This window comes from Legionella drozanskii LLAP-1, from assembly GCF_001467585.1.
Lineage (GTDB): Bacteria > Pseudomonadota > Gammaproteobacteria > Legionellales > Legionellaceae > Tatlockia > Tatlockia drozanskii.
Map to the genome: position 1 here is coordinate 174,151 of NZ_LNXY01000003.1, position 26,984 is coordinate 201,134.

Consider the following 26,984-nt stretch of genomic DNA (forward strand, 5'->3'; position numbering starts at 1 on the left):
TTCCTCTAAAACTCTTATGAGTTTGCTTTGAAATTCATTTTCCAAACAACTCTTAACTACAAAGTGGGGCATGCTCCAAATATTTTTTAATAACGCCGTTTCCACCACTCCCGCATGATTGTATGCAAATTCGATAATCTTCCCGACAGCTACAAGTTACTTTGCGGCATTGTAGAGGATCGCGGAAGGAATTCAACTGAAGCGCAATCATTCCACCTTTTACATATTGTTCATTAATATAGTAATTATAATGCCTATCCCTCGATTGCCCTGCAGCAGCAGTACATTGAGAGCAAGTATTACGACATACTTTATTGCAAGTTTGATATCTATTTTCGCAGGTTGTTGTGCATGATGAGTTCATTCGATGCATACATCCTGAGATAGCAAATAAGCAACTAAAGCATATTATACCCATTGGGCATATCACTCGGGCTATGAAATTCATCATGATTAGCTCTTATATTATTAACAAGGATGAGCTGCGATATCTTACTATAATAAACATTTAACCTGCTTTCCAGATACTCTAGGTCTACCTAGGCATGAAAAATTTATTTTCGCGCGTTTTTGTACAGGTGATTATAACAAAGCACCTATAGTAAACAGAGCGATAAAAACCAAATAAACGATCACTGCATGTTCTACTAAACTTTCAGCGTAGGACATTTGCACGGGTTCAGTCTCAGTTGTACGTGCAGCCAATAATCCGCCTTCACTCAAAAATATATCATTATTCTCAGGGGAAGATAGAAATTTTTGTCTGAAGAAATGCAAGCCTCGTTGAAAATTACCTACTAGCAAATAAAGAATTACAGTAATTCGAGCTGGTATCCAATCAAGAATATTAGTTACCTGGGTCGCTAATTGGGCAGTTGCACCCTGCGTTCGGCATAGAGAAATCAGGCGATAAATGAGGGCACCCAAAGTACCAAATACGATATACCAAAAAATAACTGCAAATAATTGACCATTGGCCTTTGCAAAATAATCCCCCACAGCCAGCTCACTATGCTCTGCATCCGTATCTTCTCTGACAGGATAGAAGGGGTTTGCGGGGCCTAAACAATAGTAAAAAATAGCTAGGTTTAGTAAAAAGCCAATAAAACCGAATAAAATGTGGTCAAAAATATACAGAAGTATAGCGCAGATAATAGCCAGCGGTAATACAATAGCCAGTAGAATCAGTGTCTGACTTAAAAGTTGGTGGGACTTGGGAAGCCGCTGATAAATTGTATTAAAATAAGCAGGAAACCAATTAAAGCGCAGATGTGATACTGCATGCACTAAATACCTTTCACTTAACAAGCTCAAAATAATAACAAGCAGTTTCATTTTCAATCCTTACGCATTTTGTCAGACAAAGCGATTGGTGTTGGATACTTCAACACCACTAAATAAGATGAGACGATAAAAGTTAAAATTGTTGTTGCTTGAATTAAGTTAGAAGCAACCTCGGAAATTAACTTAGTACTCATTGCAATACTTGCTACCAAAAGAGAGAACTCACTTGCTTGCCCTAAGCGTAACCCAACTTCTTTGGCCACAGGCTTTTTCTCTCCTGACCGAATAAGCAAGAATCTGAATAGAAGAGGTTTAATTAGCAACATTAAAAACGACAATATACAGGCCGGTATAACCACCTGCGCCGCAAATCCAAAATTAAAAGTAGCACCGATTGAAAAGAAAAACATGACTAAGAAGAAGTCACGCAAGGGCTTTAAACTTTCGGCAATGTAAAGAGAAATTGGACTGGCAGCTAGCGCAACGCCTGCCACAAACGCACCGATGTCCTCAGATAACCCAAGTTTTTGTGCTAAAAATGACATGCCTAAACACCAACCAATTGAGAGGAGAAAGACATACTCTTGGGTCCTATCAAAACGAGCCAGTAATTTGACAAGTATATATCGCTCAACAGCGAAAGCAAAAAGAGATAATGCAGGTAAAGCGATGCCAACTAGTATGAGATCATTCCAGGAAAAGCCATGACTTTGTTGCGCCCCATTAATTAAGATCAAAACAATAATCGCAATAACGTCTTGCATTAACAGAACACTTATCATTACTTCACCAGTATGTTGATGATGCAAGATCGTTGTGGGTAATAATTTAAGTCCAATAATGGTACTCGAAAACATCATCGAAGCACCCAAAATCCAAGATTCGGTAACATCAAGACCAAACCAACGTCCAATCAAATAGGCAATAACAGCAAATAAAATGGAACTGACTACCGCAATCCACGTGATTTTCTTTAACATGTGTAGTAAATTTTGAGGTTGTAAATGCAGACCTAATAAAAACAGTAGGAATACAATACCAATATCCCCTACTTGCTGAACCACTTCAACATCAGAAACGAGTTGCATTCCCCATGGACCTAAAGCAGCTCCTAAAAGAATATATGCCACCAGCAGCGATTGTTTGGTGTAAAGCACCAACGTGGAGAAAATAGCTGCTCCAGCAAAAATTAAGAAAATCGTATAAAAAACCGCTCCGGTCTGCATAACCTCAACATCCTACAGTGAAAATTGGATCATAATTTAAAAAATGCTATATACCACAAAACGAACTCATTAAACCAGGGGTTGTTCACCTAGGATGTTAATGATAGCCCTCACCAGTTTTACCTCGGAATAGATGATAAGCGTACATGGTATAAGCAAGGAGAACAGGTAGCATAATGGCCACCCCGACTAAAATAAAAATCAAAGTTGAATTAGGTGCCGCCCCTTCCCATAAAGTAATTTCATGTGGAATCAAATAAGGATAAACACTGACAGCAATCCCACAATAGGAACACAAAAAGATAATAATACTGAAAATAAAGGGTTTAAGCTCATCCCCTTTTTTCAAACTTCTCCACGTCAAAAAAACCATAACTGCAGTGATTAGTGGTAAAGGAGAGAGCAGCAATATATTGGGAAAACTATACCAGCGATTAAATATTTCAACGCTATGCAAGGGCGTCCAAATGCTGACAAACACCAAAAATAGGCTCACTAAAACAAGCAAACCTTTCGCATAATGCACCATTTTACGCTGTAGCCGACCTTCTGATTTGATGATCATCCAAGTTGCCCCCAGCAGCCCATAACCACAGACTAAAGCAATACCAGTAAGAAAACTAAAGGGGCTTAACCAATTTGTATCGTTAATAGTTAAAGAGGCTTCGTTAATTGGAAAACCTTTCACGAAACAACCTAATATAACTCCTTGAAAGAACGCTGCGGCAACTGAACTAATCGAAAATAACCAATTCCATAAGGTTTTTGAGGTATCGGCTTTAAAGCGAAACTCAAAACTGACGCCGCGAAAAATTAATGCCGTTACCATTAACATGATTGGCATATAGAGAATAGGTAATAATAAACCATATACCAAAGGAAAAGCGCCATAGAGCATTGCTCCTCCAAATACTAGCCAGGTTTCATTACCATCCCACACTGGAGCGACGGAATTCATCATGCGATCACGCTCTCGTTCGCTCCCGGTAAAAGGAAATAAAATGCCGATTCCTAAATCGAAACCGTCGAGAACAACATACATGATGACAATAAAAGCTAATAAACCAGCAAATATAAACGGAAGCATTAATGTTCTCCCTCATCGGTCATATATTGGAATAAGTGATGTTCGCTATCATTCTTATCAAGTTCTAAAGGACCAAGACGAATCAATTTAAATAGATAATACAAATAAAAACTAAATACCACGCCATAAGCTAAGATAAGCAGCACCATGGAAATAATTACTTCTTCCATGCCCACAGCAGAGACTGCGTCTTTTGTTTTCATAAGGTTGTACACCACCCAAGGTTGCCGACCAATTTCTGCGGTCAACCATCCTGCAATGGTGGCAACAAATCCCAAAGGTGCAATCCCTAGACACAATTGGTGGAAAATTCGGGATGAATAAAGAGCTTTCCTCATGCGCAGGAGCAAAGCCAGAATGGCAATGCCTAGCATTAATAAACCTATTCCTACCATAATTCTGAATGAGAAAAATACAGGCGCAACATGGGGCTGATCGTCTTTAGGAACTGAGTTCAGGCCTAATAATTCGCCCTCCCATTCATGTGTATTAATTAAACTCGCTAATTTTGGAATAGAAATTTCATATTCATTTTCTTGCTTTTCTTGAGAAGGCCAGGCAAATAGCACTAAAGGCGCACCTTTCTGAGTTGTCCAATTAGCTTCCATTGCAGCGGTTTTGAGGGGTTGATGTTTATAGACCATCAAACCAACCTCATCGCCCATGAAAATCTGTAAAGGAACGAGAATTAAAGCAGCCCACATAGCAAATGACAGACAAGTCATTGCAACCTTAACATGTTTGTTTTTTAGTAGAAAATAACTTGCAACACCAGCAATAACAAAAGAAGATGTGATATATGACGCTAAAACCATATGAATAAAACGGGGAATAAAAGAGGGATTAAAAACAACATTCCACCAGTCTGAAACGATGTACTTTCCATTAATAATTTCGTAACCATTTGGAGTTTGCATCCAAGAATTGGCTGCAAGTATCCAAAAAGCTGAAATTGTTGTTCCAATCGTTACTAAAAGAGTTGCGGTAAAATGTAATGAAGGCGGTACACGTTTCCAGCCAAAAAGCATGATCCCGAGAAATCCTGCTTCTAAAAAGAATGCCGTTAATGTTTCATAGGCGAATAATGCCCCGAGTACATTACCAAATTGTGCGATGAAAGGTCCGAAATTGGTACCAATTTGATAGGCTAGAACAATCCCTGACACCACGCCCATCCCAAAAGTGAGCGCAAAAATTTTAGTCCAAAACTTACAAATTGTTTGATAAACAGGGTTGCGGGTTTTCAACCATACCGCTTCCATGATGACTAAAAAAACTGCCAAACCTAGGTTGAGGGTGGGAAATAGAATATGAAAGCCAATGCTAAATGCAAATTGTACTCTTGATAAAATCTCTACAATCATATTACCTCCTTAGCAAAGGAAATCAATTTTTACTCTTAAGCGTCCAGTATCTAAGTCATCGTCTGCAGTGAGTCAAAAAAATTATGAGCTATTGATTTATCATACACCAAATTGTAGCTATTGGGGATTAATTTTGGAACTCAATAATGCATAAAGTATTATCTAAGTTCTATGTGGAAGTCTAAATGAAAAAAAACGTCTTAAACCGCCTAAGACTTATTTCCTCCTTGTTTTTAATAGCGTATATTCACCTTAATACCTTGAACACAGAATAGACAATTAGTAACCAAGATGTTAAGATTTTACTTTTTCCTATTCGTTTTAGCCTAAACAAGTAAAATAGGGAGCATTAGAGTCAATGACTTACAGCAGCGAGCAATCTTCGACAGAAACCCAGTCCACATCACATGGAGCCATACCTTGGATAGTATGGGGGTTAGGATGTCTTTTCTATTTTTATGAATGCTTGCTTCAAGTGTCCCCTTCCGTTATGAGTACAGAATTAATGCGAGATTTTTCTGTTACCAGTCGGACCTTAGGTATTTTATCGGGTATTTATTTTTATTCTTACGCAGCCATGCAATTGCCTGGTGGTGTATTAATGGATCGTTTCGGCCCTCATCGGTTACTTACACTAGCAACCACAGTTTGTGCAATCAGTACAATTGCCTTCGGGCTTACCGACAGTTTTTTTATGGCTTGTGTCGCACGGTTGATGATTGGCTTTGGTTCAGCATTTGCGGCAGTAGGTTCAATGAAACTTGCTGCTAATTGGTTCCCTGCGCAACGATTTGCTCTGCTTACCGGAATGATGGTTACAATCGGTATGTTAGGAGCCATCGGTGGAGAAGGCCCTCTAGCGTTATTAGTGGATACGACTGGCTGGCGCCAAAGTATGATTATCATGGGCATAATCGGTCTTTTCCTTGCTATCCTTATTCTTATAATCGCTAAAGACGCTCCCAATAAGATGCATCAGGCTCATCATCCTGCCGACGAAGAGCCACTTTTAAGTAGCCTCCTCACTTTAATAAAGAATAAACAACTCTGGTTAGTGGCAGTCTACGGTGGCTTAATGTACATGACAACACCAGTATTTTGCGGTTTATGGGGTGTTCCTTTTTTGATGTTTAAAATGAATTTGGCCAAAGCAACTGCTGCCAACTATATTTCTTTAGTTTTTGTTGGTTGGGCAATTGCTAGTCCTCTATGGGGGATTTTTTCTAACCGTATTGGTCTTAGAAAACCACCGATGTATATCGCAAGTATTGGGGCCTTATTCACAAGTTTGCTTTTTATTTACGCGCCAATGAAATCTGGCATAATAATGCAGTTGTTACTTTTTTTCTTTGGTATTTTCTCAGCAGCATTTCTTCCTGCTTTTGCAGTAGCTAAAGAATTGTGTAATAAACGTTATGTTGCTACTGGATTAAGTTTTATGAACATGATGAATATGGTTGGTATCGCGCTTGCTCAACCAATCGTTGGTCTTATTTTAGATACCATGTGGAAAGGTGAAGTGGTTGATAAAGTACGAGTATATCCTTTGGAAGCTTACCATATCGCATTGGCCATACTACCTTTGGGTATCTTAATTTCCTTAGTTATTTTACCTCGTATCAAAGAGACTTACTGTCAGAGTGTGCAAGGATGATAATAGCAGTTCAATTAGAAGAAGTATGGGGCCCAGCCCACTATTTCTTCAATAGAACTAGAACCTAATAAAAAATTGTTGATTTTTAGAAGTAGATAATTATGGCAAAAAAACTCTTTATCAAAACAAATGGCTGCCAAATGAATGAATACGATTCATCCAAAATGGCTGAAGTATTATTGCAATCGCATGGCTTAGAAAAAACTGACAACGTCGAAGAAGCAGATGTGATCTTATTAAATACTTGCTCTATTCGTGAAAAAGCACAAGAAAAAGTGTTTTCACAACTAGGGCAATGGCGTGAATATAAAAAGAACAACCCGAATGTAGTCATTGGTGTTGGCGGTTGTGTGGCGAGTCTGGAAGGTGCAGATATCATCAAACGTGCACCGTTTGTTGATCTGGTTTTCGGTCCACAAACGCTTCATCGCCTACCAGCATTGCTTAATGAGCGCTTAGAAACAAAAAAACCAGTGGTGGATATTAGCTTTCCTGAAATTGAAAAATTTGATCACCTCCCCGCGCCGCGTGCTGAAGGACCAGTGGCCTTTGTCTCGATTATGGAGGGTTGTAGTAAATATTGCAGTTATTGCGTCGTTCCTTATACTCGCGGTGAAGAAATAAGCCGGCCATTTGATGATGTATTAGCAGAATGTTTCCAATTAGCTGCTCAAGGGGTACGTGAAATTAATCTTCTCGGTCAAAACGTTAATGATTATCGCGGCACTATGAACAATGGCGATATTGCTGACTTAGCTTTATTAATCCAGTATCTAGCAGCCATAGAAAATATAGGGCGGATTCGCTTTACTACTTCGCATCCACTCGCGTTCTCCGATAATTTAATTAACGCTTATGCTGAAGTACCTAAACTGGCAAATCATCTTCATCTTCCGGTACAAAGTGGTTCAGATAAGATTCTATCGATGATGAAGCGTGGCTATACGACAATGGAATTTAAGTCTAAAATTCGTAAATTGCGAAAAATAAGACCGGATATTCGTCTTTCAACGGATATAATCGTTGGATTTCCAGGTGAAACTGATGAAGACTTTCAAGAAACGATGGATCTAGTCCATGAAATGGGCTTTGATACCTCGTTCAGCTTCATTTACAGTGCGCGCCCAGGAACACCTGCCGCAAATTTACCTGACGAAACACCCATGGATTTAAAAAAACAAAGACTTCAAATTTTACAAAACAGACTTCTTTTGCAAGCCTCTCGCTATAGCCAAGCCATGGTAGGTAGTACTCAGCGAATTTTAGTTACAGGCAAGTCGAAAAAGAATTCACAGCAATTATCAGGTCGAACTGAATGCAATCGTGTAGTCAATTTTGACGGTCCTCCTTCGTTAATTGGCAATTTTGCGAAGGTTCATATTAACGAATCTTTACCTAACTCTCTGCGTGGCAGATTAACTGAGGATGAATTAATCACTGCTTGATATGACTGATACTATTTCGAAACAAACCCTTATCCCGCGCGAATACCATGGCCAAAGACTAGATGTGGTCCTCGCGCAACTATTTCCTGATTACTCTCGTTCACAATTAAGTGCGTGGTTAAAAGAAGGTGCTATTACTTTAAATCATACCCAAGCTAGGCCAAAAGATAAGGTTATGGGTGGCGAAGAAATTAAGCTAATGGTGGATTTTAATGAGACCGATTCTGGAGAATCTTATCTTCCAGAAGCGATTCCATTGACTATTATTTATGAAGACGAGCAAGTACTTGTTGTCAATAAGCCTGCCGGCCTAGTTGTACATCCAGGAGCCGGTAATCGTGAACACACTTTAGTCAATGCCTTACTCCATCATTCTTCAAGCCTACAACATTTACCGCGAGCAGGAATCATCCACAGATTGGATAAGGACACAACAGGTTTACTAGTGGTTGCCAAAACTTTAACCGCCCATACTAATCTCATTCGCCAAATGCAAGCGCGTGAAGTGCAACGTAACTACTTGACACTGGTCCAAGGTCATTTGATTTCCGGCGGTGAAATCAATACCTTTTATGGGAGGCATCCAAGAAATCGTTTAAAAATGGCTGTCTGCGCGCAAGGAAGAGAAGCAATCACTCTCTATTCGATTCGCAAACAATACCATGATTTTACTCTCCTCAATGTACAGCTTATGACCGGACGCACCCATCAGATTCGTGTTCACATGGCTCATATTAACCATCCGGTTGTGGGTGATCCACTCTATGGCGGTAGAATGCGCTTTCCTGCTGATGCGACTGAGGAACTGAGAGATTTATTTAAACAATTTCACCGACAAGCTTTGCATGCCTGTCGATTATCTTTTACCCATCCGGAAACTGAAGAAACTTTGACATTTGAAGCAAATTTACCGGATGATTTCCAATCACTTATACATGCTTTGGATGATCATAGTGACTAACCTATACGCTAGTTGGCCTACGCCTCCCAATGTCAGCGCCTTAACGACTATGAGAACTCCTGGTCTCAGTAAGGCTCCTTATGACGCGAATAACCTAGGTCTTCATGTTGGAGATGATGAAACCGCAGTACGGACCAATCGCCAAAGCCTCGTTGCTGCATTAAAACTTCCCAAAGAACCTGAGTGGTTAGAGCAAATTCATTCTAATCACTGTGTTGTTGTTGAAGAAGACAAAAATCGCACAGCAGATGCTGCCGTTACCCGTTCATCGGCTCATCCATTAGCAATCATGACGGCTGATTGCTTACCAATTATGCTCTGTAACAAACAGGGTACAGAAATCGCGGCTATTCACTCAGGTTGGCGCGGTTTAGTTAATGGCGTAATTGAAAATACGCTTAATAAAATGCAAAGTTCTCCTGAACAACTCATGGCCTGGATTGGCCCAGCAATTTGTCAATCCTGTTATGAAGTGGGCGGTGAAGTGCTGGATGCTTATCATAATCGTTATTCTTTTGCATCCAAGGGATTTCAACCAAAAGGAGAAAAATGGCTTGCTAATTTGTCGCTGCTAGCTGAGTTAGTACTCAACTCCTTAGGCATTTTAGCTGTTTATCAATCAAATATATGTACTTTTGAGCAAAAAAATGCCTTTTATTCCTATCGCCGTGAAGCGCAAACGGGTAGAATGGCTACTCTCATCTGGCTCAACGACATCAATGAGGATAACTAATATGACGTTTAAAATCCACACTCTCATTAGAATTGTATTGCTTAGTATGCTGTCTTTCACAGCGTCTGCAGTACCCATGGAAAATGCAGCGGTACCCCCTACTCTTGCACCGGTTTTAAAAAATGCAATGCCCGCTATCGTCAATGTGGCGGTACAAGGTGTTTTACCTAACTCGAACGCAAATGCTGACGACGAGGACACAGATTCACAAGATCAACAAGCCCAACAGCAACCGCAAGCCCCTGAAAAATCGAAAAAATTTCAAAGCATTGGTTCAGGCGTGATTGTTGACCCACAAAATGGTGTGATCATTACAAACGATCACGTAATTCGTAATGCCAATCTCATCACTGTAACCTTAAATGATGGTCGTCGTTTAAAAGCAAAACTGATCGGTGGCGATAGCGAAACCGATATTGCAGTCTTAAAAATCGATGCAAAAAATCTCAAAAGCCTTCCCATTGGCGATTCAGATAAAGCAGAGGTAGGCGATTTTGTGGTCGCAATCGGTAATCCCTTCGGGTTAAATAGTTTTGGTAATAGCCAAACCGCTACCTTCGGAATCATTAGTGCCACTAAACGCAGTGATTTAAATATTGAAGGCGTAGAGAACTTTATTCAAACTGACGCAGCAATTAATCCAGGTAACTCGGGAGGCGCTCTTGTGAATGCTGCCGGAGAATTGATTGGAATTAATACTGCTATTATTTCTCCTTATGGTGGAAACATAGGCATTGGCTTTGCAATACCTATTAATATGGCAAAAGATGTTGCTCAACAATTAATTAAATATGGTTCTATCCATCGTGGATTAATGGGCATTTTCGTCCAACATCTAACCCCTGAATTGGCTCAAGCAATGGGTTATTCAGAAGATTTCAAGGGTGCTCTTGTTGCTCAAGTTAATCAAGACTCTCCAGCTGAAAAAGCAGGTTTAAAACCTGGAGATATCATTACTCAAATCAATAATACCAAGATAACAGAAGCCACACAGGTCAAATCGACCGTTGGCCTCTTACGTGTTGGTAGCGATGCTAAGATTATATTGCAACGTGAGGGTAAAGAAATCACCTTAAATGCTTCTGTCACTGATGTTAAGAAACATGAGCAAAAGCTGCAAGCGAGTAATCCTTTCCTATATGGTCTAGCATTGAAGAATTTTGAACAAGATTCCCCTTTACATGGTCACATAGTAGGAGTTCAGGTAGTTGGCGCCTCTGAGAACAGTGCCGGATGGAGAGCTGGTTTGAGACCGGGTGATATTATTATTGCAGCTAACAAGACGCAAACGAATGATGTTAAATCGCTCCAATCAGTTGCCTTACAGCAAAAGCAACAGTTATTAGTGCAAGTATTGCGCGGTATTGGTGCACTCTATCTATTGATTGTTTAGTATCAACACACATGTTTGATTGTCATCCCTGCCTTCGCAGGGATGACAATTCGAGCAAAATAATAACTATTAACTCAACTCATATTCAAATACAGGGAATACATCGGCTCGAGAAGGGCCCGAACGGAGCCAATAAACCTCTTGGCTTGATGGTATGAACCTGCCTAAATTACATAAAACAGATTAATCAGTAAAAATAAAAACTTTCTGAAAAAATATTAGCTTAGTAGTCTTGACATCAATGCTATTAAACGACAAAATCACGACCTCTTGTGGCTACGTAGCTCAGCCGGTTAGAGCGCGGCACTCATAATGCTGAGGTCGGTGGTTCGAGTCCACCCGTAGCCACCATTTTAAAGCATAACCGCCTATTGAAGCTCTGAGCTTGTCGGACTCGTTATACTAAACCTAGACAAACCTGCATGATTTGGGTCTATTCAGACTGGAGACCTCTTGCTGCTGAGCTTCTTGCTGACTTTCCAATACTGAATATCCTTTGAAAAATTTTAGAGACTCTTTCCTTTGCTCTGATGCCATTATCTTAGCAAAACTTAACATTGCTTGATAAAAATCGATGGTTTATGGATCTTGTAATAACCGAGGATTAGCAACCGCTTCACTTATCTTTTAAACCTCATCTTAAAACCCTTTTAATCTACTACAGTAAATTGATTTAATTTTATATATCCAAATTTACTAGGCCAAATTAGAGGAATTTAATAAAAAATTAGTTTTCAAGCTGGGATCCTACTTTTTGAATTAACTCTTCAATGGATTTACTGAAAACGCTAGGGTATCTTCAGAAATTTAGTTATGATGTTGGACGATCTTTAATGTTGATAAATGATTAACGGTTGTTTAATGCGAAAAATTTCGTTTTATCTATTAGCACTATTTTCTTTAGTCAATGCCTATGCCGCTGATGTTGCTCTTAAAAGAGTTACTGTTGAGGGTAAGCCGGTTTATATGCTTTATATTGGTACCTTTCCGCATGAAAATAATGCCCTGCAATTAAAATTTAAATTATCATCATTTATCAAGCAACCTATAACCGTCGATCATCCAGCAAATCAAGAAAATTATTTTGTTAATATTGGCCCAATCAGTGACTATAAAACGGCGATCACTTTACAGAAAAAATTAATTGTTGATGCGCAAACCAAAACTGTAACTCATTCTCAAATAACGACGGCTAAAACTAAAACTACTTCCAAACCTAACGAAAATTCACCACCGTCACCAACACAGCTCCAAAATACGCCAGCAAATGTAAAAGATGAAACAAAAGAAACTATTGCCGAAGAAACATCAAAGCCAGCGAGTGAGAAAAAATTATGGAATTTAAAAAATGCCGATATTCGCGCGGTCATTGGTGAGGTTTCGCGAGTAACTGGTAAGAACTTTATTATTGACCCTCGAGTTCAAGGGAAAATCTCAATTACTTCGAGTACAGCGATGTCAGATGAAGAGCTTTACCAAGTCTTTTTATCAATGCTACAAATATCGGGTTATGCTGCTGTCCCAAGCGGTGATGTCATTAAAATCGTGCCCAACATTGATGCCAAAACCATTTCACCTGTTCCGCTTTTAACAAAAAATCGACCCTATGGTGATGAGATGATGGTTGCAGTTATTCCGGTTCATTATGTGCCTTCGGAGCAACTGGTTCCTGTATTACGTCCCTTAATGCCTCAATGGAGCAGTGTTTCTGCTTATGGCCCTTCTAACATGCTTATCTTGTCAGGACGCGCGAGTAACATTAAACAGCTAGTTCGCATTATCAAACAAGTCGATACCTCCTCCGCTAACGGACTCGATATGGTTCATTTAAAACATGCTTTAGCCATGGATATAGCCGGCACTTTGAAAGACCTAATGAAAGCACAAACAAGTGGCAATCACGCCCAAACAATGATTGCAGTGGATGATCGCAGTAATGCCATCATTTTGAGCGGAACGCGAACTGAGCGGCTCAAATTACGCTTACTGATTAATCGCCTGGATAGAGCCAACCTCAATGGCTACGACAGCAATACACAGGTTGTTTACCTCAATTATTTACGCGCTGAAGACTTAGTCCCTATTTTGGCCGGTATCGCTCAGGCCAATTTTAGTGGTAATGTCGGGACAACCATTGGCACCATTACTCGTCCAGAATTAGATAGCACCAATCCCGCCTCAAGCTTAGTGACTAATTCTTCTTCGGGTAATAACAGCACTTCGACGGCCGCACAAACACCACCGAGTGTTAACTCCTCTGCTGCAGCGCCTAATACAACTGGAGCTAGCACCCAAAATGAGGGATCTACTAAACCCACTGTACAAATTATCGCCGAACCCAATACGAATTCAATTATTATAAATGCACCCGCTAGTCTTATTCGCATTCTACGTGCAGTCATTAGACAATTAGACATTCGACCGGCGCAATTACTAATCGAAGCACTAGTTGCCGAAGTTAATGAGGCCGATGTACGAAGTTTAGGGATTGAATGGGGCTCCAATCAACAAGGTAGACCAGGAGATTTTAGACCAGGTTTTGCGATCGTCAATTCAAAAACATCAATGAATGATTTTCAAGCAGAAATTTTTGCTCTCGCGCAGCAACGCAAAGCCAATATTTTATCCACACCTTCCGTGGTCGTATTGGATAATCGACAAGCAAAAATTTTGGTAGGTAAACAAGTTTCTGTTGCTTCAACAACCTATCCCAACAATGCAGGCGGAACAACAACTGCCAGCCCCTATGTAACTTTTGATCGAGTCAACGTCGCACTTCATCTTTATGTGAGACCACAAATTACGCGAGGTAAAGGCATTCAGTTGCAAATCGATCAGGGCAATGACACGATTGATCCAGCCTCAACTACGAACACGACCAACCCGACCTTCGATATTAGTAGCATAGTAACCTCGGTGCATATTGAAAGTGGTGATATTGTTGTACTTGGCGGATTAATACAAAATAGCCTAGGCACTGACAATAATAAAATTCCTATCCTTGGCGATATACCTGGAATGGGTCGTGCCTTTCAACACAATGCTACCAATCATGAAAAACGCGTGTTAATGGTCTTTATTCGTCCTATAATATTAAGAACTGAGCGTGATGCCTTAGAAGTTACCAACGGGAAATATAACGATATCCGTCAATACGAGCTGAAATGGTTACGGGAGCAACCTTTCAATAGAGAAAATGAAGACATGATTTTACCTCCATTAACTAAGGCAAAACTACCAAAACCTTTTGCTCGACAGAAACCCCCGATAATGGCAACTAAACCACCGATTATGACAACTAAATAAAGCTTATGGAAAACCATGACCGATCAAAACGTCTTCCTTATGCCTTCGCTAAAAACCAAGGCATCATTGCCGTGCCTGATTCAGAAGGATTAGTTGTATACCATTTACCTAATCCTCCCTTGCCCGTTTTAACCGAGGTAAAACGTTTATTACAGGAAAAATTAACGTTTAAAGAAGTGAATGAATCAGAATTTCAACAACACCTCGCTCATCTTTACCAATCACAATCCTCTATTCTTGATGCAGCAGAAGGCATGGAAGAAGATATGGACCTATCTTTACTTGCTGGGCAATTACCAACAAGCGAAGATTTATTAGACAACCAAGATGATGCACCTATCATCCGCTTGCTTAATGCCTTATTTACCCAAGCCATCAAGCAAAAAGCCTCTGATATTCATATTGAAACTTATGAAAGTCGAGTTCTAGTACGAAACCGAATTGATGGCGTACTTCATGAAGTATTAGAAATTCAACGAGCCATAGCTCCCTTGGTTATCTCTCGCGTGAAAGTGATGGCTAAATTAGATATCGCTGAAAAACGTATTCCTCAAGATGGGCGAATAGCTCTGCGTATTGGTGGCCATAATATCGACGTCCGTGTGTCAACCCTTCCATCTAATCACGGCGAGCGTGTTGTATTGAGAATTTTAGACAAACAAACAGCACAACTCGATTTAAGCCTTTTGGGCATGCCTAAGACAAATTTAAAGGCAATGCGCAAAATGATTGCCCAGCCGCATGGTATTATTTTGGTCACAGGCCCAACTGGTTCCGGAAAAACAACGTCCTTATATGCGATGCTTAGCGAACTCAATCAAGTCAGCCGCAATATTTTAACCATCGAAGATCCAATTGAGTATGATTTACCTGGAATTGGACAAACCCAAGTTAACACTAAAGTGCAAATGACTTTTGCGAAGGGTTTACGGGCCATTTTACGTCAAGATCCTGATGTGGTTATGATTGGGGAAATCCGCGATCTTGAGACTGCCGAAATCGCCGTTCAAGCAAGTCTCACCGGTCACTTAGTCTTATCCACTCTACATACCAACAGTGCCTTGGGAGCTTTAACTCGGCTGCATGATATGGGAGTTGAGTCCTTTTTATTATCTTCAAGTATTGTGGGATTAATCGCTCAGCGTTTAGTGAGAAAACTCTGTAATTATTGCAAAACCTCACATACTTTACGAGAAGATGAGCGCGAATTAATGGATATTAGAGCTGAGATTGATATCTCAAAAGTTAGTGAACCCAAAGGTTGTGATCATTGTAATCACGTCGGGTATCGAGGCCGAACCGGCATCTACGAATTGATCCCAATCGATGAAACCTTGCGCGGGATGATTCATCGTAATGAAAGCATACAAGTGATTGATAATTATCTACGCCCTGCTCATCCCAGCATTCGCGACGACGGATTTAAACGTGTTTTAGCCGGAGACACTTCCTTGGCAGAAATTCTTCGAGTAACAAGTCAGCATTAAGTATTGATAAATTGCCTAATCTCAAAATACCTTATTATTTACTGGACAAATATAGTCTTTCCAGGACAAAATATGGCCACCACTATCCAGTCTCATCATTAATTATAATTCTTATGATTTTATAAGTAATTGATTATTAATTTTAATTTGTTATATAGGATTTTCAATGACTAAACTTGTCGAAATACAAACACTACTCAGCGTTAATTATGAAAAATATTTTGAAACAAAAGATCTCAAGTATTTACGTCATAATATTGAATCATTTAGGGCAGTTAAAAACCTGAAACGCGAAGTTATGTCTGCTACCAAAGAAGATTTATCAGAGCTTAACAATAGCCTTTTCATAGTGGCTATCTGCTTTGTCAATTATGCATTTGCTGTAAGGGATACGGAAAATCCAGAAGTTGTTTATGGTTATGTAAGGGAAGCCGCTGAGTGCTATGAATTAATTAATGAGGCCATTAGAGATTTACCTCCATCTAATTTACCTCAAGAGCTTAGTGAGCAGTTAACTAGAAGTGAATTCCATTCACTTAAAAATGAATTTCAAATTGCGCTACTTAATTTATATTTTATGAATATAAATAAAGTTAGTCCCTCAGAAAAATCCCTTAACAATATAATTCAAACCTTGCAAGGCTTTAAAAAGCAGCTAGAAGAACGTTATCATAAATTCGATAAACAATTTAAAATTAAATCGCTTTTAGCTCATATTGAAAAAAGGTTACCTAACGCACAAGGCTTGTTAACTAAACTGCAACAGTCGAATTCATCCCAAACAGGTAATTTCGATGAATCACCACGCCAGACCTCGACCTTGTCCTCTGTAAGAAAAAGAAAACCTTCGCAAGATGAAGCAAATAACTCAGATTCCTCTAAGAAAAATTCATCGGATTCAAGATTGAGAAAAGGAAAAGATTCAGCTCATTTAGACTCATCAAAATCTACAAAAAAACAAGTCTCAAAGAGAGTTAACATTAAAAAACGAAGAGTTGTAGAAGAGAATGAAGAACCCTCAAGTAGTGCATCCCTTCTTCAAGAGCTTGCTATAAATGCAGCAAAGGCTACAAGACTCCCAGAACCTGCTGTTCAAGCTGCCTTGCCAGGACAGTCAATTTCATTTGGATCAGAGCAGGAGGAAATTAGTAGCTTCACTATTGCTACACCCAATTTAGAGGAAGAAGAAACACCCATTTTAGAGATGGCATCTACAAGCGATGTAGCCCCTGCAATAGTACAAACGAACTCTACAGTAGTAAGTGTTCTAGCTACCTCTCAAGGATTTTTTGAGCCAGCTCCTAAGCCTACTCATGACCTTAAAGAAGCCCTCCAAGCTTGGGAATCTGCTTATTTTAGGGATAAGGAAGCAGGGACTTCTGCTAAAAAATCACGTGCTTTAGAAAAATTAGCACATGCCTTATTACTAGAATCAATTAAACTGCAAGGAGACAGTGGAGACTGGTCTGGCTTAGATAGAAACCCAGCGATAATAATTGGAGTACAGTTATTAGTAAAATCAGCTGAAGCCAACCCGTCCTATCAGTATGAAGCTGGCTTTGCACAGCGTCTGCAAAAACTTTCAAATCGCTATACTGAGTTATTAATCCCTTTCCTTTCAGTCTCTTTTGATGAGTTACCTAGTAATAAGGACTTGTATTTGATTGATTTGGTCGGTGAATTTATGAACATAGTAAAACCCAATCTTAATGGACTTTCTGTCCCTCAAAGTACAGAGAACGTATTTAAATACTTAAGCAATAATCTAAACGAGAGAGATTATCAAAATGTATATAGAGGATGCTTAAACACTTTAATACAAGCAACTAAGGTAATTAATCAAAAAATGCAACATCAAAGTTCTAACCAAGAACTACCAAGTGATGTATTCAAACCTTAAGTGGCAGGAGCGGCAGAGGCATCGTAATCTTGCCGCTCTTTATATTCTTCACTTTGGTAGAGTTGAAATAATTCTGACTTATCTAATACCGCCTTCGCTTTAGGGTCTTCTAATAATTTTTCAATGGAATGTAAAGAAGACAATTGTTCATTGAGATAGTCTACCAACTGCATGACTTTTTCGATGGGTTCCGAAGACTTATCCATTTTGAGCGACTCGTCCATGATCGTCTTACCATGATGATAAATGGCTTTGGCAATTTGATACTTTTCTAATTGAAAACCCAGACTAGAGCTCATTAATTTGATAAAAGCATTTGGCGATTCCATCGCTAGGTTTGCAAGAAAATCTGGATTAGCATGCAAATGCAACTTAAGTTTTACAGTAAATTCCTTATCGGATTTTTCCTCAATGAGCATTTGTACCTGAGCTTCGCCGCTAAGACTGCCAAAATCTTTGCCTGTACGTGCGGAAAGCCAGGGGATAAAATCAGTTTTACTTTCTTTTGCACTGCTAGATGGTTGGAAAAAAGGATAGCGATTGGCTTCTTTTGATGTGTACCAATTGATTGACTCTCCCTGAGTGCCGGCTAATGCTTCTATTTTTTGTCTCACTTTAAAAGAATCGATGTAATATTTTTCAATAACGGGAAAGGCTTTTTTGATAGCAGAAATTAAGTTTTTAAGGGAGGTGGAGGAGGAATTATCTTTATAATCATTCAGTGCCATCCTCAGTTTATTAACCGATGGCTCAATATAACCGCCAGTATGTTTGGTCTGTAACTCAAACATGTATGCCAGAGAGTCTTCTAATTCGCCTAGAGGGTCCATTATCACGGCTCCTATCTGGAGTATTGCCTTATTATTTTAAACATAGTTCAATTTTTGGGTTTTTCAACTAAAAATATGCATAATTTATGCTCATATTTTGTCATTGTCTTAAAATCAAAGGCTTAGGAAAGAAAAATTCTCAGTCCAAACGGTTAATGTGATAAATTTGCACAGATTAGGCATATACAAGTATAATTTGCCAACTTGCCCATATTTAAACCAAGTTTGCAATAGGAATATTCGATGTCCCGCTGGCTATTATTACTAACATTTTTTATAACATTTTCTACTTTAGGCCATGCTAATAACGAGGCTATAAAAGATATTCACACTCTGAGACAATCCATTGTGCTTGGTGATGTTAATTTACAGGTGACTAGCAAGAATTCGATTGCTAAAGAACATTTTTTACTGGGCACTGCATTCCTACATTCGTTTATGTATGATCTAGCAATACAGCAGTTCCAACAAGCACAAAAGCTTGACCCTGAATTTGCAATGAGTTACTGGGGAGAGGCCATGTCGTATAAACAGTTTCTTTGGAACTCGGAAAATTTAATTGCTGCTCAAAAAACACTTGCCCGCTATGCTGCGAATAAAACTCACTACCCCATCACTGAGAAAGAACAATATTATTTAAACGCTGCTCAACAATTATTTGGCAATAATCAATTATTTGAGCGAGATAAAGCTTATATGCTTGCAATGGAGCAATTTTACGCCCGTTTTCCTGAAGACCCTGATGTAGCCTCTTTTTATGCTTTGTCTTTATTGGGGATTGCTTCTGATTTTCCTAATTACAAACCAAGTGGGAAATTGATTGATCAAGGAAGAAAGCTTATTAATCAGTTATTCATAAAATACCCCAATCATCCGGGTGTTGTTCATTATTATTTACATTATCATGATAATCCTTCCCCCGAAATAGCTCGTGAAGCCTTCCCTGCCGCTCAGATTGCACTTAAATTGATGAGCTCCTCTTCTCATGTTACTCACATGGCTGCACATATTTATCGTCGTTTTGAACTTTGGGACGATTATATTTTGGCAAACCAAATCTCTGTTAAAGCTGCAGATCAGTTATGCAAACTCCTAAACGATCAACCCTTATATGCTTGCAATGCTGAAAATAAATATCATTCGCTAGAATGGCTACAGGAAGGCTACTTGAAAAAACAGCGGAATAAAGAAGCAAATCAGCTCGTGAGACAAATGGCCGAAATTAGCGCGAAAGATTCGGGCTTGCAGTATAAGGAATGGTACTATCGCATGTGGGCACGCCAAGTGCTCTCGACTAAAGATTGGCAGATGCCTATAGTGCAAATTCAGCCTATTGCGAAGATGGATGAAAATTTATATTGGTCAGCTTATTCTGAATGCGGCGTTTTACATGCGGCAAGTTTTTTAGCAATTCATCAAGGGAAACCAATTCAATTGGCCTTAAGTCGGCTCAATACTTTGATTCGATACACTGGTACTTTATCTGATCCCTATATTCAACAAACCTGCCAGATCGCTAAATTTGAGATTCAAGCGGAGGACGCGAAAAGACAGGGAAAAATCAAGCTTTCCAAGACTTATCTAAAAAAAGCTTTATTAGCGCAAAAAAAACAAATTTCTACTGAGTTGACACCTTCGTTGGCATTTCTACCAGCCAGTGATTATTTGCGGGATTATTGGAAGAGGTAGTATGAAACCCGGTGGCACTGTTCAATTCATTCCTTCAGTCCAGTCCTCACTGTTAAATCGCAGCAACTGTCTTTTCAAGAGATCCTAGCGCCCATAGATCCCGGCCCATAAAACAGTTGCTAGTTCCGTCGACGCCAAGTAGTTCCACTGGCACTGTCTTCTAATTCAATTCCCTGATCTATCAGGAGATTTCTGATTTCATCGGCTCTCGCCCAGTTTCGGCTTTCTCTTGCCTTAATCCGCTCTTGAATTAAGTTTTCTACCTGATTTTTATCTTCATCTTGCAAACCAGCTTGGAGAAAAGCCTCGGGTGCGGTTTGCAGTAGTCCTAAAGTTGCAGCTAAGTGTTTTAAAGTAGAAGCGAGCTTTGCTGAATTGGTTTTATTAAGTTCATGACTTAATTGAAACAAAATAGACAAAGCCACAGGCGTATTGAAATCATCATTCATTGCTGAGTTAAATTGCTCGAGCCAATTAGCGTCCAGCTCGCCATCTGTTCGTATTTCATCAAAATCTTTGATGGACTGATATAGTCGCGTGAGTGCCTTATTGGCATTAAGCAAGTTTTCTTCACAGTAATTGAGAGGACTGCGATAATGACTGCTCAAGAGAAAGTAACGTACAACTTCTGGGTGATGTTGTTTTAAAACATCTTCAATCGTAAAAAAGTTACCTACTGATTTAGCCATTTTTTCATTATTCACTTGCAACATACCGACATGAAGCCAATAATTCGCGAAGCATTTTCCACTAGCCGCCTCACTTTGCGCAATCTCATTTTCATGATGAGGAAATTGTAGATCTAAACCCCCGCCATGAATGTCAAATTGCTCACCTAGCTCATGCATGGCCATAGCCGAACATTCAATATGCCATCCTGGTCGCCCATCGCCCCATAACGAAGGCCAACTGGGTTCACCAGGTTTTGCTTTTTTCCACAAAACAAAATCAAGCGGAGAGCGTTTTTCTTTCACTATGTCAACACGGGCTCCAGCCACTAATCCATCGAGATCTTTATGGGCCAATTTGCCGTATTCTTTGAACTGGTCCACTTGATAGCAAACATCCCCATTATCACTCAGATAAGCATAACCTTTATCGATTAATTGCCTGATGAGTTGAATGATAGAATCAATATGAGCTGTTGCGCGAGGTTCTATATCGGGAGGCAAAATATTTAATGCACGAGAATCGTCATGCATTGCTTTGATGTATTGAGCCGTTAACTCATCAATGGTTATCCCTCGCTCATTAGCGCGGACGATAATTTTATCATCGATATCGGTAATATTACGTACATAGGTCACCTCATAACCTTGAGCACGCAAAAACCGCACGATCACGTCAAAACAAACCATGGATCGTGCATGACCTAAATGGCAACGGTCATACACCGTTATGCCACAAACGTACATGCCAATCTTGCCAGGCTTGATGGGTTTAAATTCCTCTTTTGATCGAGTTAATGAATTATAAAGATTTAACATGCCTTCCCCTTAACTCATTTTTCCCCAGGTATCTTTAAGCCCAACAACACGGTGAAAGGCACTGACCTGATCATTATCTATTTGATTAACCGCATAGTACCCAAGGCGCTCGAATTGAAACACTTCATGCAAAGGTTGTGTTAACAAAGAGGGTTCACAGAATCCTTGCCCAATCTCTAATGAGTCAGGGTTTAAAAACTGAAGAAAATCTTTTTCACGCCCAGGATTAGGATCGTTAAACAAGCGATCGTATTGATAAATTTTAACTGGCAAAGCATGCTCGCAAGATACCCAATGAATAACTCCCTTCACCTTCCGATCGCTTGGATTTTTTCCTAAAGTCTCTGCATCATAACTACAACGAAGTTCAATCACTTGGCCATGCGTATCGCGAATCACTTCATTACAACGAATAACATAGCCATGTCTTAAACGTACTTCAGCTCCGGGCGATAAACGGAAGTATTTTTTGGGCGGATCTTCCATAAAGTCACTTTGCTCAATATAAATTTCTCGGCTGAAAGGAATGGTGCGACTTCCGACACTTGGATCCTGAGGATGAAAATGTGCTTGTAAATTTTCTACTTTACCTTCAGGATAATTTTCGATAACAACTTTTAAGGGTTCAAGTACACACATTGCCCGTTTTGCACTGTTATTTAATTCGCCACGAACACAGTCTTCAAGCACAGACATATCAATCACTGAATCACTGCGTGAAATGCCTATAAGCTCACAGAATTGCTTAATCGCTGCGGGTGGATACCCTCTTTTACGCATACCACGCAATGTAGGTAATCGTGGATCATCCCAACCTTCAACAACGTTCTGTTCAACTAGCTCTCGCAATTTACGTTTAGAAGTCACTGTATGTGATAAATTAAGACGAGCAAATTCCGTTTGAATTGGTTTTGCAGGAACCGTTAAATTATCAACAAACCAATCATATAAAGGTCGATGATCTTGAAACTCGAGAGTACACAGCGAGTGAGTGATTTTTTCTAATGCATCTGAAATGGGATGCGCATAATCGTACATAGGATAAATACACCAAGCGTCACCTGTACGCTGATGATGAGCATGGCGAATACGATAAATCACGGGATCGCGCATATTCACATTAGCTGACTGCATATTGATACGAGCACGTAACACATGCGTTCCGTCAGCAAACTCGCCTGCTTTCATGCGAGTAAACAAATCAAGATTTTCCTCAACCGATCGATTACGATAAGGACTATCACGTCCAGGTTCTTGCAACGTTCCCCGATAGTCACGGATTTCTTCCATGCTCAAACTATCAACATAGGCCTTAGCTTGCTTAATCAGATCAACCGCGTAATCATATAATTGCTGATAGTAATCAGAAGAATGGGTCATCTCACACCATTCAAAACCTAGCCAACGTACATCCTCAATAATGGCGTTGACGTATTCCTCTTCTTCTTTAATTGGATTTGTATCATCAAAACGTAAATAGCAACGGCCTTTAAATTCTTCCGCTAAACCAAAATTTAAGCAAATTGATTTTGCATGGCCTACATGTAAATAACCGTTTGGCTCTGGTGGAAAACGGGTAATTAACTCTTTGTGCTTACCACTTGCGAGTTCATCTGCAACTAGTTGACGTATAAAATGGGGTCTTTTTTCACTGCTTTCTGTCATAATCGTTTCCGTTAATTATCCATCGCTGATCGCATATCACCTATTAGAGAAGCACCCGCTGCTAATGCATTTTCCGAAGAGCTATAAGCATCAAAAATGCGGCTAATCAGGGCTGCCCCAACAATAACTCCATCCGCAAATTCTGCAACTTCTGCAGCCATTGCGGGAGTCTTAATCCCAAATCCCACCATGAGTGGTAATTGAGTTTGCGACTTTCTATAGCGATACAATTCTTTCACTTTATTTAAATCAATATCACTTGATCCCGTCACCCCTTTTAAGGACACATAATAAAGATAGCCATTTCCATATTGGTCAATCATCGCCATGCGTTCATCGGAAGTGGTAGGCGAACATAAATAGATACTATGTAAATCATAGGTCTGCCAAAGGGGAGCTATCATTTCACTCTCTTCAGGAGGTAAATCCACAAGTATTGTACCATCAACTCCTACTTGCTTGGCTCGTTTGGCAAAGGCTTCATAACCGTATTGTTCAATCGGGTTTAAATAGCCCATTAAAACAATCGGAGTATCCTTGTCGCGTTCGCGAAATTTATTAATCATTTCCAATACACTTTCGCAACTCACATTATAAGCTAAAGCGCGCTCCATCGCAGCCTGGATTATTGCACCTTCAGCCATAGGATCTGAAAAAGGAATCCCAATTTCCAAAATGTCTGCACCAGCAGCGACAAGTTCGTGCATCAAAGAAACAGTCATATCGGGATGCGGGTCGCCCGCGGTAATATAAGGGCTTAACATCTTTTTACCACTCGCCTGCAATTGTGCTAAGGTTTTATCAATTCGATTCATAGAATACCCTTTAAACTACACAGATAAATTATCAATACTGGCAACGGTATGCATATCTTTATCACCCCGACCAGATAAATTGACAATAATTCGTTGAGATGGCTCCATGGTTTTAGCAAGCTTCATCGCATAAGCAACGGCATGACTGGATTCTAGTGCAGGAATAATTCCTTCAACTCGGGTTAGAGTACGGAACGCATCAAGCGCTTCTTCATCATTAATTGGCACATAGTTTACTCTGCCAATGTCTTTTAGATAAGCATGTTCTGGTCCGACACCTGGATAATCCAGTCCCGCTGAGATGGAGTGAGTGTCTTTTATTTGTCCATATTCATCGCAGAGCAAGTAAGTCCGATTCCCATGTAAAATACCCGGTTTACCTGCAATCAATGATGCGGAATGCTGCCCCGTTTCCAAGCCTTTACCAGCTGCCTCAACGCCATAAATTGCCACTGATTTATCTTGTAAAAAAGGATAAAACAAGCCGATGGCATTCGAGCCTCCTCCAACACAAGCCACTAAGGCATCGGGAAGTTGTCCTGTTTTTTCTAAAATCTGTGCTCTTGCTTCACGACCAATAATCGATTGAAAGTCGCGAACCATTTGCGGGTAAGGATGCGGCCCCGCCACTGTACCAATAATATAAAAGGTGTCATCAACATGAGCCACCCAATCACGCATCGCTTCGTTTAAAGCATCTTTCAAGGTTTTAGAGCCCGAATTGACGGGTACAACTTCGGCGCCTAAGAGTTTCATCCGATAAACATTGGAAGCCTGGCGTTTAATATCTTCAGAGCCCATATAAACTACGCACTCTAAACCAAGTTTTGCGGCAACCGTTGCCGAGGCAACCCCATGCTGCCCTGCGCCAGTTTCTGCAATAATCCGTGTTTTTCCCATGCGCTTAGCAAGCAGCGCTTGACCTACCGTATTATTAATTTTGTGTGCGCCGGTGTGATTCAGATCTTCTCGTTTTAGATAAATTTGCCCCCCACCTATTCGAGCAGAGAGATGCTCTGCGTGATATAGCGGCGTGGCACGACCGACGTAGTCTGATAACTCTGTAGTAAATTCAGCCAAAAACTCTGGATCGTTGCGATAACGTTGATACGCTTTTTTTAGTTCTTCCAAAGCATCAATCAGAGTATCGGCTACAAACATGCCCCCATAAGGCCCAAAGTGGCCATGCTCATCAGGAAGTTCTTTTTCACTCATTTTTCCCCCGTAACGCAGATACAAATTGACTCATTTTTTCATGATCCTTGATTCCATGGGATGATTCAATTCCACTGCACACATCCACTGCATATGGAAAGCATTTACTAACCGCTACACCAACATTTGTTGGATTCAAACCACCCGATAAAATAAAGGGCTTCTCGAGATTTCGTGGAATAAGTCCCCAATCAAAGGTTTTACCTGTGCCACCATAACTACTCTCGGATGGCGTGTCTAAAAGAATGGCTGAGGCTTGTTGATAGTCGGCGCTGCACTTATAAATGGATGCTGCAGTACTTACCTGTAACGCTTTGATATAAGGTTTTTTGAATTGGCTGCAAAACTCAGGAGACTCTTCTCCATGAAACTGTAGCCAAACAATGGGCAATTCATTAAGAATCTCATCAACCAGTAAGGATGAAGGATTAACTAGAACTGCCACTGCGTCAACAAACACGGGTAATTGACGTAATATTTTTTTTGCTTGAGTCAGCGAAACGCACCGTGGGCTTTTCGGATAAAAAATGAACCCAATTGCATCTACACCAAGTTCTGCAGCGTAGGCAATATCTTCTTCGCGGGTCATTCCGCACATTTTTATTCGCACTCGAGCATTAGTCAATTAGCGCTCCCAAAGAAATAGAGGCCCGGGATTGGTTTGTATGACACTAAATTCTTTTGGATAGGCAACTCCTACTAAGTATAAACCATAGGGTGGTGCTGTTTCCGCGCCAAGTCGTCTATCCTTAGCCTGTAATACCTCTTGCACCCAGATACTGGTTCTTTTTCCAGAACCCACTGCCATTAATACCCCTGCAATATTTCTTACCATATGATGTAAGAATGCATTCGCAGTGATATCAATCATTACCAAATCACCGGTACGCGTCACCTGTAGATGATGCACATTGCGCATTGGTGTATTCGACTGACATTCTACAGAACGAAAGGAAGTGTAGTCGTTTTCACCGATTAAATGCTGACCAGCCTCTTGCATTGCTTTGTGATCCAATTGACGATATTGCCAAGTCACATTAGATCGCAACAGTGCCGGTCGAATAGGCGAATTATATATAATGTACCTGTAACGTCGTGATAAAGCAGAGTAGCGTGCGTGAAAATTATCAGGCATCTCACGACCCCATTTTACACAAACATCCTTAGGTAAAAATGAATTAGCCCCATGAATCCAAGAACGAATGGTTCGTTCTTTCTCGCAATCAAAATGAATAATCTGGTTTGTTGCATGAACCCCTGTATCGGTTCTGCCAGCACAGATTATGCTAGTCTCAGTGTCCGCTACTTTCGTTAAGGCATGCTCTAAAACTTGCTGAACCGTATGCAGGCCAGTCTGCGCTTGCCAGCCATGATACTGGCTACCATCGTATTCAACCCCTAAGGCAATACGCATTAGCATTTCCTGCTGGAAAATGGCCAATG

20 protein-coding genes and 1 tRNA gene are annotated in these 26,984 nt (G+C 40.1%); 10 read left to right on the forward strand and 11 right to left on the reverse strand.

Annotation, left to right across the window (positions count from 1 at the left end; translation table 11 throughout):
* Positions 1-582: 582 nt before the first annotated feature.
* The 4 genes from ampE to Ldro_RS01890 form a co-directional block, all read right to left on the reverse strand.
* A complete protein-coding gene (gene ampE / locus Ldro_RS01875) occupies positions 583-1,335 on the reverse strand; it encodes a regulatory signaling modulator protein AmpE (RefSeq protein ID WP_058494729.1) in 753 nt (250 codons plus the stop codon).
* A 2-nt stretch (positions 1,336-1,337) separates the two neighbouring features.
* Entirely contained in the window at positions 1,338-2,510 is a 1,173-nt protein-coding gene (locus Ldro_RS01880; RefSeq protein ID WP_058494730.1) for a cation:proton antiporter, read from the reverse strand.
* A gap of 97 nt (positions 2,511-2,607) precedes the next feature.
* Positions 2,608-3,597, reverse strand: a complete 990-nt coding sequence (gene cydB / locus Ldro_RS01885) for a cytochrome d ubiquinol oxidase subunit II (protein ID WP_058494731.1) — start codon at positions 3,595-3,597, stop codon at positions 2,608-2,610.
* Positions 3,597-4,961: a cytochrome ubiquinol oxidase subunit I gene (locus Ldro_RS01890; RefSeq protein ID WP_058494732.1), complete on the reverse strand. Its 1,365-nt coding sequence runs from the start codon at positions 4,959-4,961 to the stop codon at positions 3,597-3,599. Before Ldro_RS01890 ends, cydB begins: the two co-directional genes overlap by 1 nt.
* A gap of 358 nt (positions 4,962-5,319) precedes the next feature.
* Here Ldro_RS01890 and Ldro_RS01895 point away from each other — a divergent pair, with 358 nt between their 5' ends.
* From Ldro_RS01895 to Ldro_RS01935, 9 genes are all read left to right on the forward strand, one after another.
* Entirely contained in the window at positions 5,320-6,615 is a 1,296-nt protein-coding gene (locus Ldro_RS01895) for an MFS transporter (protein WP_058494733.1), read from the forward strand.
* A 101-nt stretch (positions 6,616-6,716) separates the two neighbouring features.
* On the forward strand, positions 6,717-8,060 hold the full coding sequence (miaB, locus tag Ldro_RS01900; protein ID WP_058494734.1) for a tRNA (N6-isopentenyl adenosine(37)-C2)-methylthiotransferase MiaB: 1,344 nt from the start codon (positions 6,717-6,719) through the stop codon (positions 8,058-8,060).
* 1 nt (position 8,061) lies between these two features.
* Positions 8,062-9,021: a 23S rRNA pseudouridine(1911/1915/1917) synthase RluD gene (gene rluD / locus Ldro_RS01905; protein ID WP_058494735.1), complete on the forward strand. Its 960-nt coding sequence runs from the start codon at positions 8,062-8,064 to the stop codon at positions 9,019-9,021.
* On the forward strand, positions 9,014-9,754 hold the full coding sequence (gene pgeF, locus Ldro_RS01910) for a peptidoglycan editing factor PgeF (RefSeq protein WP_058494736.1): 741 nt from the start codon (positions 9,014-9,016) through the stop codon (positions 9,752-9,754). Before rluD ends, pgeF begins: the two co-directional genes overlap by 8 nt.
* A gap of 46 nt (positions 9,755-9,800) precedes the next feature.
* Complete coding sequence (locus Ldro_RS01915) at positions 9,801-11,147, forward strand: Do family serine endopeptidase (RefSeq protein WP_420795402.1); 1,347 nt, start codon at positions 9,801-9,803, stop codon at positions 11,145-11,147.
* A gap of 274 nt (positions 11,148-11,421) precedes the next feature.
* Positions 11,422-11,498 (forward strand) — tRNA-Met (locus tag Ldro_RS01920).
* Between the two features lie 510 nt (positions 11,499-12,008).
* Positions 12,009-14,453: a GspD family T2SS secretin variant LspD gene (gene lspD / locus Ldro_RS01925; protein WP_058494905.1), complete on the forward strand. Its 2,445-nt coding sequence runs from the start codon at positions 12,009-12,011 to the stop codon at positions 14,451-14,453.
* Between the two features lie 5 nt (positions 14,454-14,458).
* Entirely contained in the window at positions 14,459-15,940 is a 1,482-nt protein-coding gene (lspE, locus tag Ldro_RS01930; protein ID WP_058494738.1) for a GspE family T2SS ATPase variant LspE, read from the forward strand.
* Positions 15,941-16,106: 166 nt separating this feature from the next.
* The gene (locus Ldro_RS01935; protein WP_058494739.1) at positions 16,107-17,840 is read left to right on the forward strand and encodes a hypothetical protein; all 1,734 of its coding nucleotides are present in this window, start codon (positions 16,107-16,109) and stop codon (positions 17,838-17,840) included.
* On the opposite strand, the gene Ldro_RS01940 is transcribed toward Ldro_RS01935, so the two are convergent.
* On the reverse strand, positions 17,837-18,670 hold the full coding sequence (locus Ldro_RS01940; RefSeq protein WP_058494740.1) for a hypothetical protein: 834 nt from the start codon (positions 18,668-18,670) through the stop codon (positions 17,837-17,839). The genes Ldro_RS01935 and Ldro_RS01940 overlap by 4 nt on opposite strands.
* Before the next feature lie 243 nt (positions 18,671-18,913).
* Here Ldro_RS01940 and Ldro_RS01945 point away from each other — a divergent pair, with 243 nt between their 5' ends.
* On the forward strand, positions 18,914-20,359 hold the full coding sequence (locus tag Ldro_RS01945) for a tetratricopeptide repeat protein (RefSeq protein ID WP_058494741.1): 1,446 nt from the start codon (positions 18,914-18,916) through the stop codon (positions 20,357-20,359).
* 119 nt (positions 20,360-20,478) lie between these two features.
* On the opposite strand, the gene cysS is transcribed toward Ldro_RS01945, so the two are convergent.
* The 6 genes from cysS to truA are packed head-to-tail and all read right to left on the reverse strand — an operon-like array spanning position 20,479 to position 26,955.
* Positions 20,479-21,846, reverse strand: coding sequence for a cysteine--tRNA ligase (gene cysS, locus Ldro_RS01950; protein ID WP_058494742.1), 1,368 nt, complete (start codon positions 21,844-21,846; stop codon positions 20,479-20,481).
* Positions 21,847-21,855: 9 nt separating this feature from the next.
* A complete protein-coding gene (locus Ldro_RS01955) occupies positions 21,856-23,511 on the reverse strand; it encodes a glutamine--tRNA ligase/YqeY domain fusion protein (RefSeq protein WP_058494743.1) in 1,656 nt (551 codons plus the stop codon).
* Positions 23,512-23,522: 11 nt separating this feature from the next.
* Positions 23,523-24,326 (reverse strand): tryptophan synthase subunit alpha, encoded by an 804-nt coding sequence (gene trpA / locus Ldro_RS01960; RefSeq protein ID WP_058494744.1) that lies wholly within the window; start codon positions 24,324-24,326, stop codon positions 23,523-23,525.
* A gap of 15 nt (positions 24,327-24,341) precedes the next feature.
* Positions 24,342-25,541, reverse strand: coding sequence for a tryptophan synthase subunit beta (trpB, locus tag Ldro_RS01965; protein WP_058494745.1), 1,200 nt, complete (start codon positions 25,539-25,541; stop codon positions 24,342-24,344).
* Positions 25,534-26,166: a phosphoribosylanthranilate isomerase gene (locus Ldro_RS01970; protein ID WP_058494746.1), complete on the reverse strand. Its 633-nt coding sequence runs from the start codon at positions 26,164-26,166 to the stop codon at positions 25,534-25,536. The genes trpB and Ldro_RS01970 overlap by 8 nt, the downstream gene beginning before the upstream one ends.
* Positions 26,167-26,955 carry a tRNA pseudouridine(38-40) synthase TruA gene (gene truA, locus Ldro_RS01975; protein WP_058494747.1) on the reverse strand — a complete coding sequence of 263 codons (789 nt, stop codon included), beginning with the start codon at positions 26,953-26,955 and terminating at the stop codon, positions 26,167-26,169.
* Positions 26,956-26,984 lie beyond the last annotated feature (29 nt).

Coding starts and splice junctions, on each gene's coding strand:
- lspE (WP_058494738.1), top strand. CDS start 14,459: ATGGAAAACCATGACCGATCAAAACGTCTTCCTTATGCCTTCGCTAAA.
- trpA (WP_058494744.1), bottom strand. CDS start 24,326: ATGAATCGAATTGATAAAACCTTAGCACAATTGCAGGCGAGTGGTAAA.
- cydB (WP_058494731.1), bottom strand. CDS start 3,597: ATGCTTCCGTTTATATTTGCTGGTTTATTAGCTTTTATTGTCATCATG.
- cysS (WP_058494742.1), bottom strand. CDS start 21,846: ATGTTAAATCTTTATAATTCATTAACTCGATCAAAAGAGGAATTTAAA.
- ampE (WP_058494729.1), bottom strand. CDS start 1,335: ATGAAACTGCTTGTTATTATTTTGAGCTTGTTAAGTGAAAGGTATTTA.
- Ldro_RS01895 (WP_058494733.1), top strand. CDS start 5,320: ATGACTTACAGCAGCGAGCAATCTTCGACAGAAACCCAGTCCACATCA.
- Ldro_RS01935 (WP_058494739.1), top strand. CDS start 16,107: ATGACTAAACTTGTCGAAATACAAACACTACTCAGCGTTAATTATGAA.
- Ldro_RS01880 (WP_058494730.1), bottom strand. CDS start 2,510: ATGCAGACCGGAGCGGTTTTTTATACGATTTTCTTAATTTTTGCTGGA.
- Ldro_RS01955 (WP_058494743.1), bottom strand. CDS start 23,511: ATGACAGAAAGCAGTGAAAAAAGACCCCATTTTATACGTCAACTAGTT.
- rluD (WP_058494735.1), top strand. CDS start 8,062: ATGACTGATACTATTTCGAAACAAACCCTTATCCCGCGCGAATACCAT.
- Ldro_RS01915 (WP_420795402.1), top strand. CDS start 9,801: ATGCTGTCTTTCACAGCGTCTGCAGTACCCATGGAAAATGCAGCGGTA.
- Ldro_RS01945 (WP_058494741.1), top strand. CDS start 18,914: ATGTCCCGCTGGCTATTATTACTAACATTTTTTATAACATTTTCTACT.
- miaB (WP_058494734.1), top strand. CDS start 6,717: ATGGCAAAAAAACTCTTTATCAAAACAAATGGCTGCCAAATGAATGAA.
- Ldro_RS01890 (WP_058494732.1), bottom strand. CDS start 4,961: ATGATTGTAGAGATTTTATCAAGAGTACAATTTGCATTTAGCATTGGC.
- truA (WP_058494747.1), bottom strand. CDS start 26,955: ATGCGTATTGCCTTAGGGGTTGAATACGATGGTAGCCAGTATCATGGC.
- lspD (WP_058494905.1), top strand. CDS start 12,009: ATGCGAAAAATTTCGTTTTATCTATTAGCACTATTTTCTTTAGTCAAT.
- Ldro_RS01940 (WP_058494740.1), bottom strand. CDS start 18,670: ATGGACCCTCTAGGCGAATTAGAAGACTCTCTGGCATACATGTTTGAG.
- trpB (WP_058494745.1), bottom strand. CDS start 25,541: ATGAGTGAAAAAGAACTTCCTGATGAGCATGGCCACTTTGGGCCTTAT.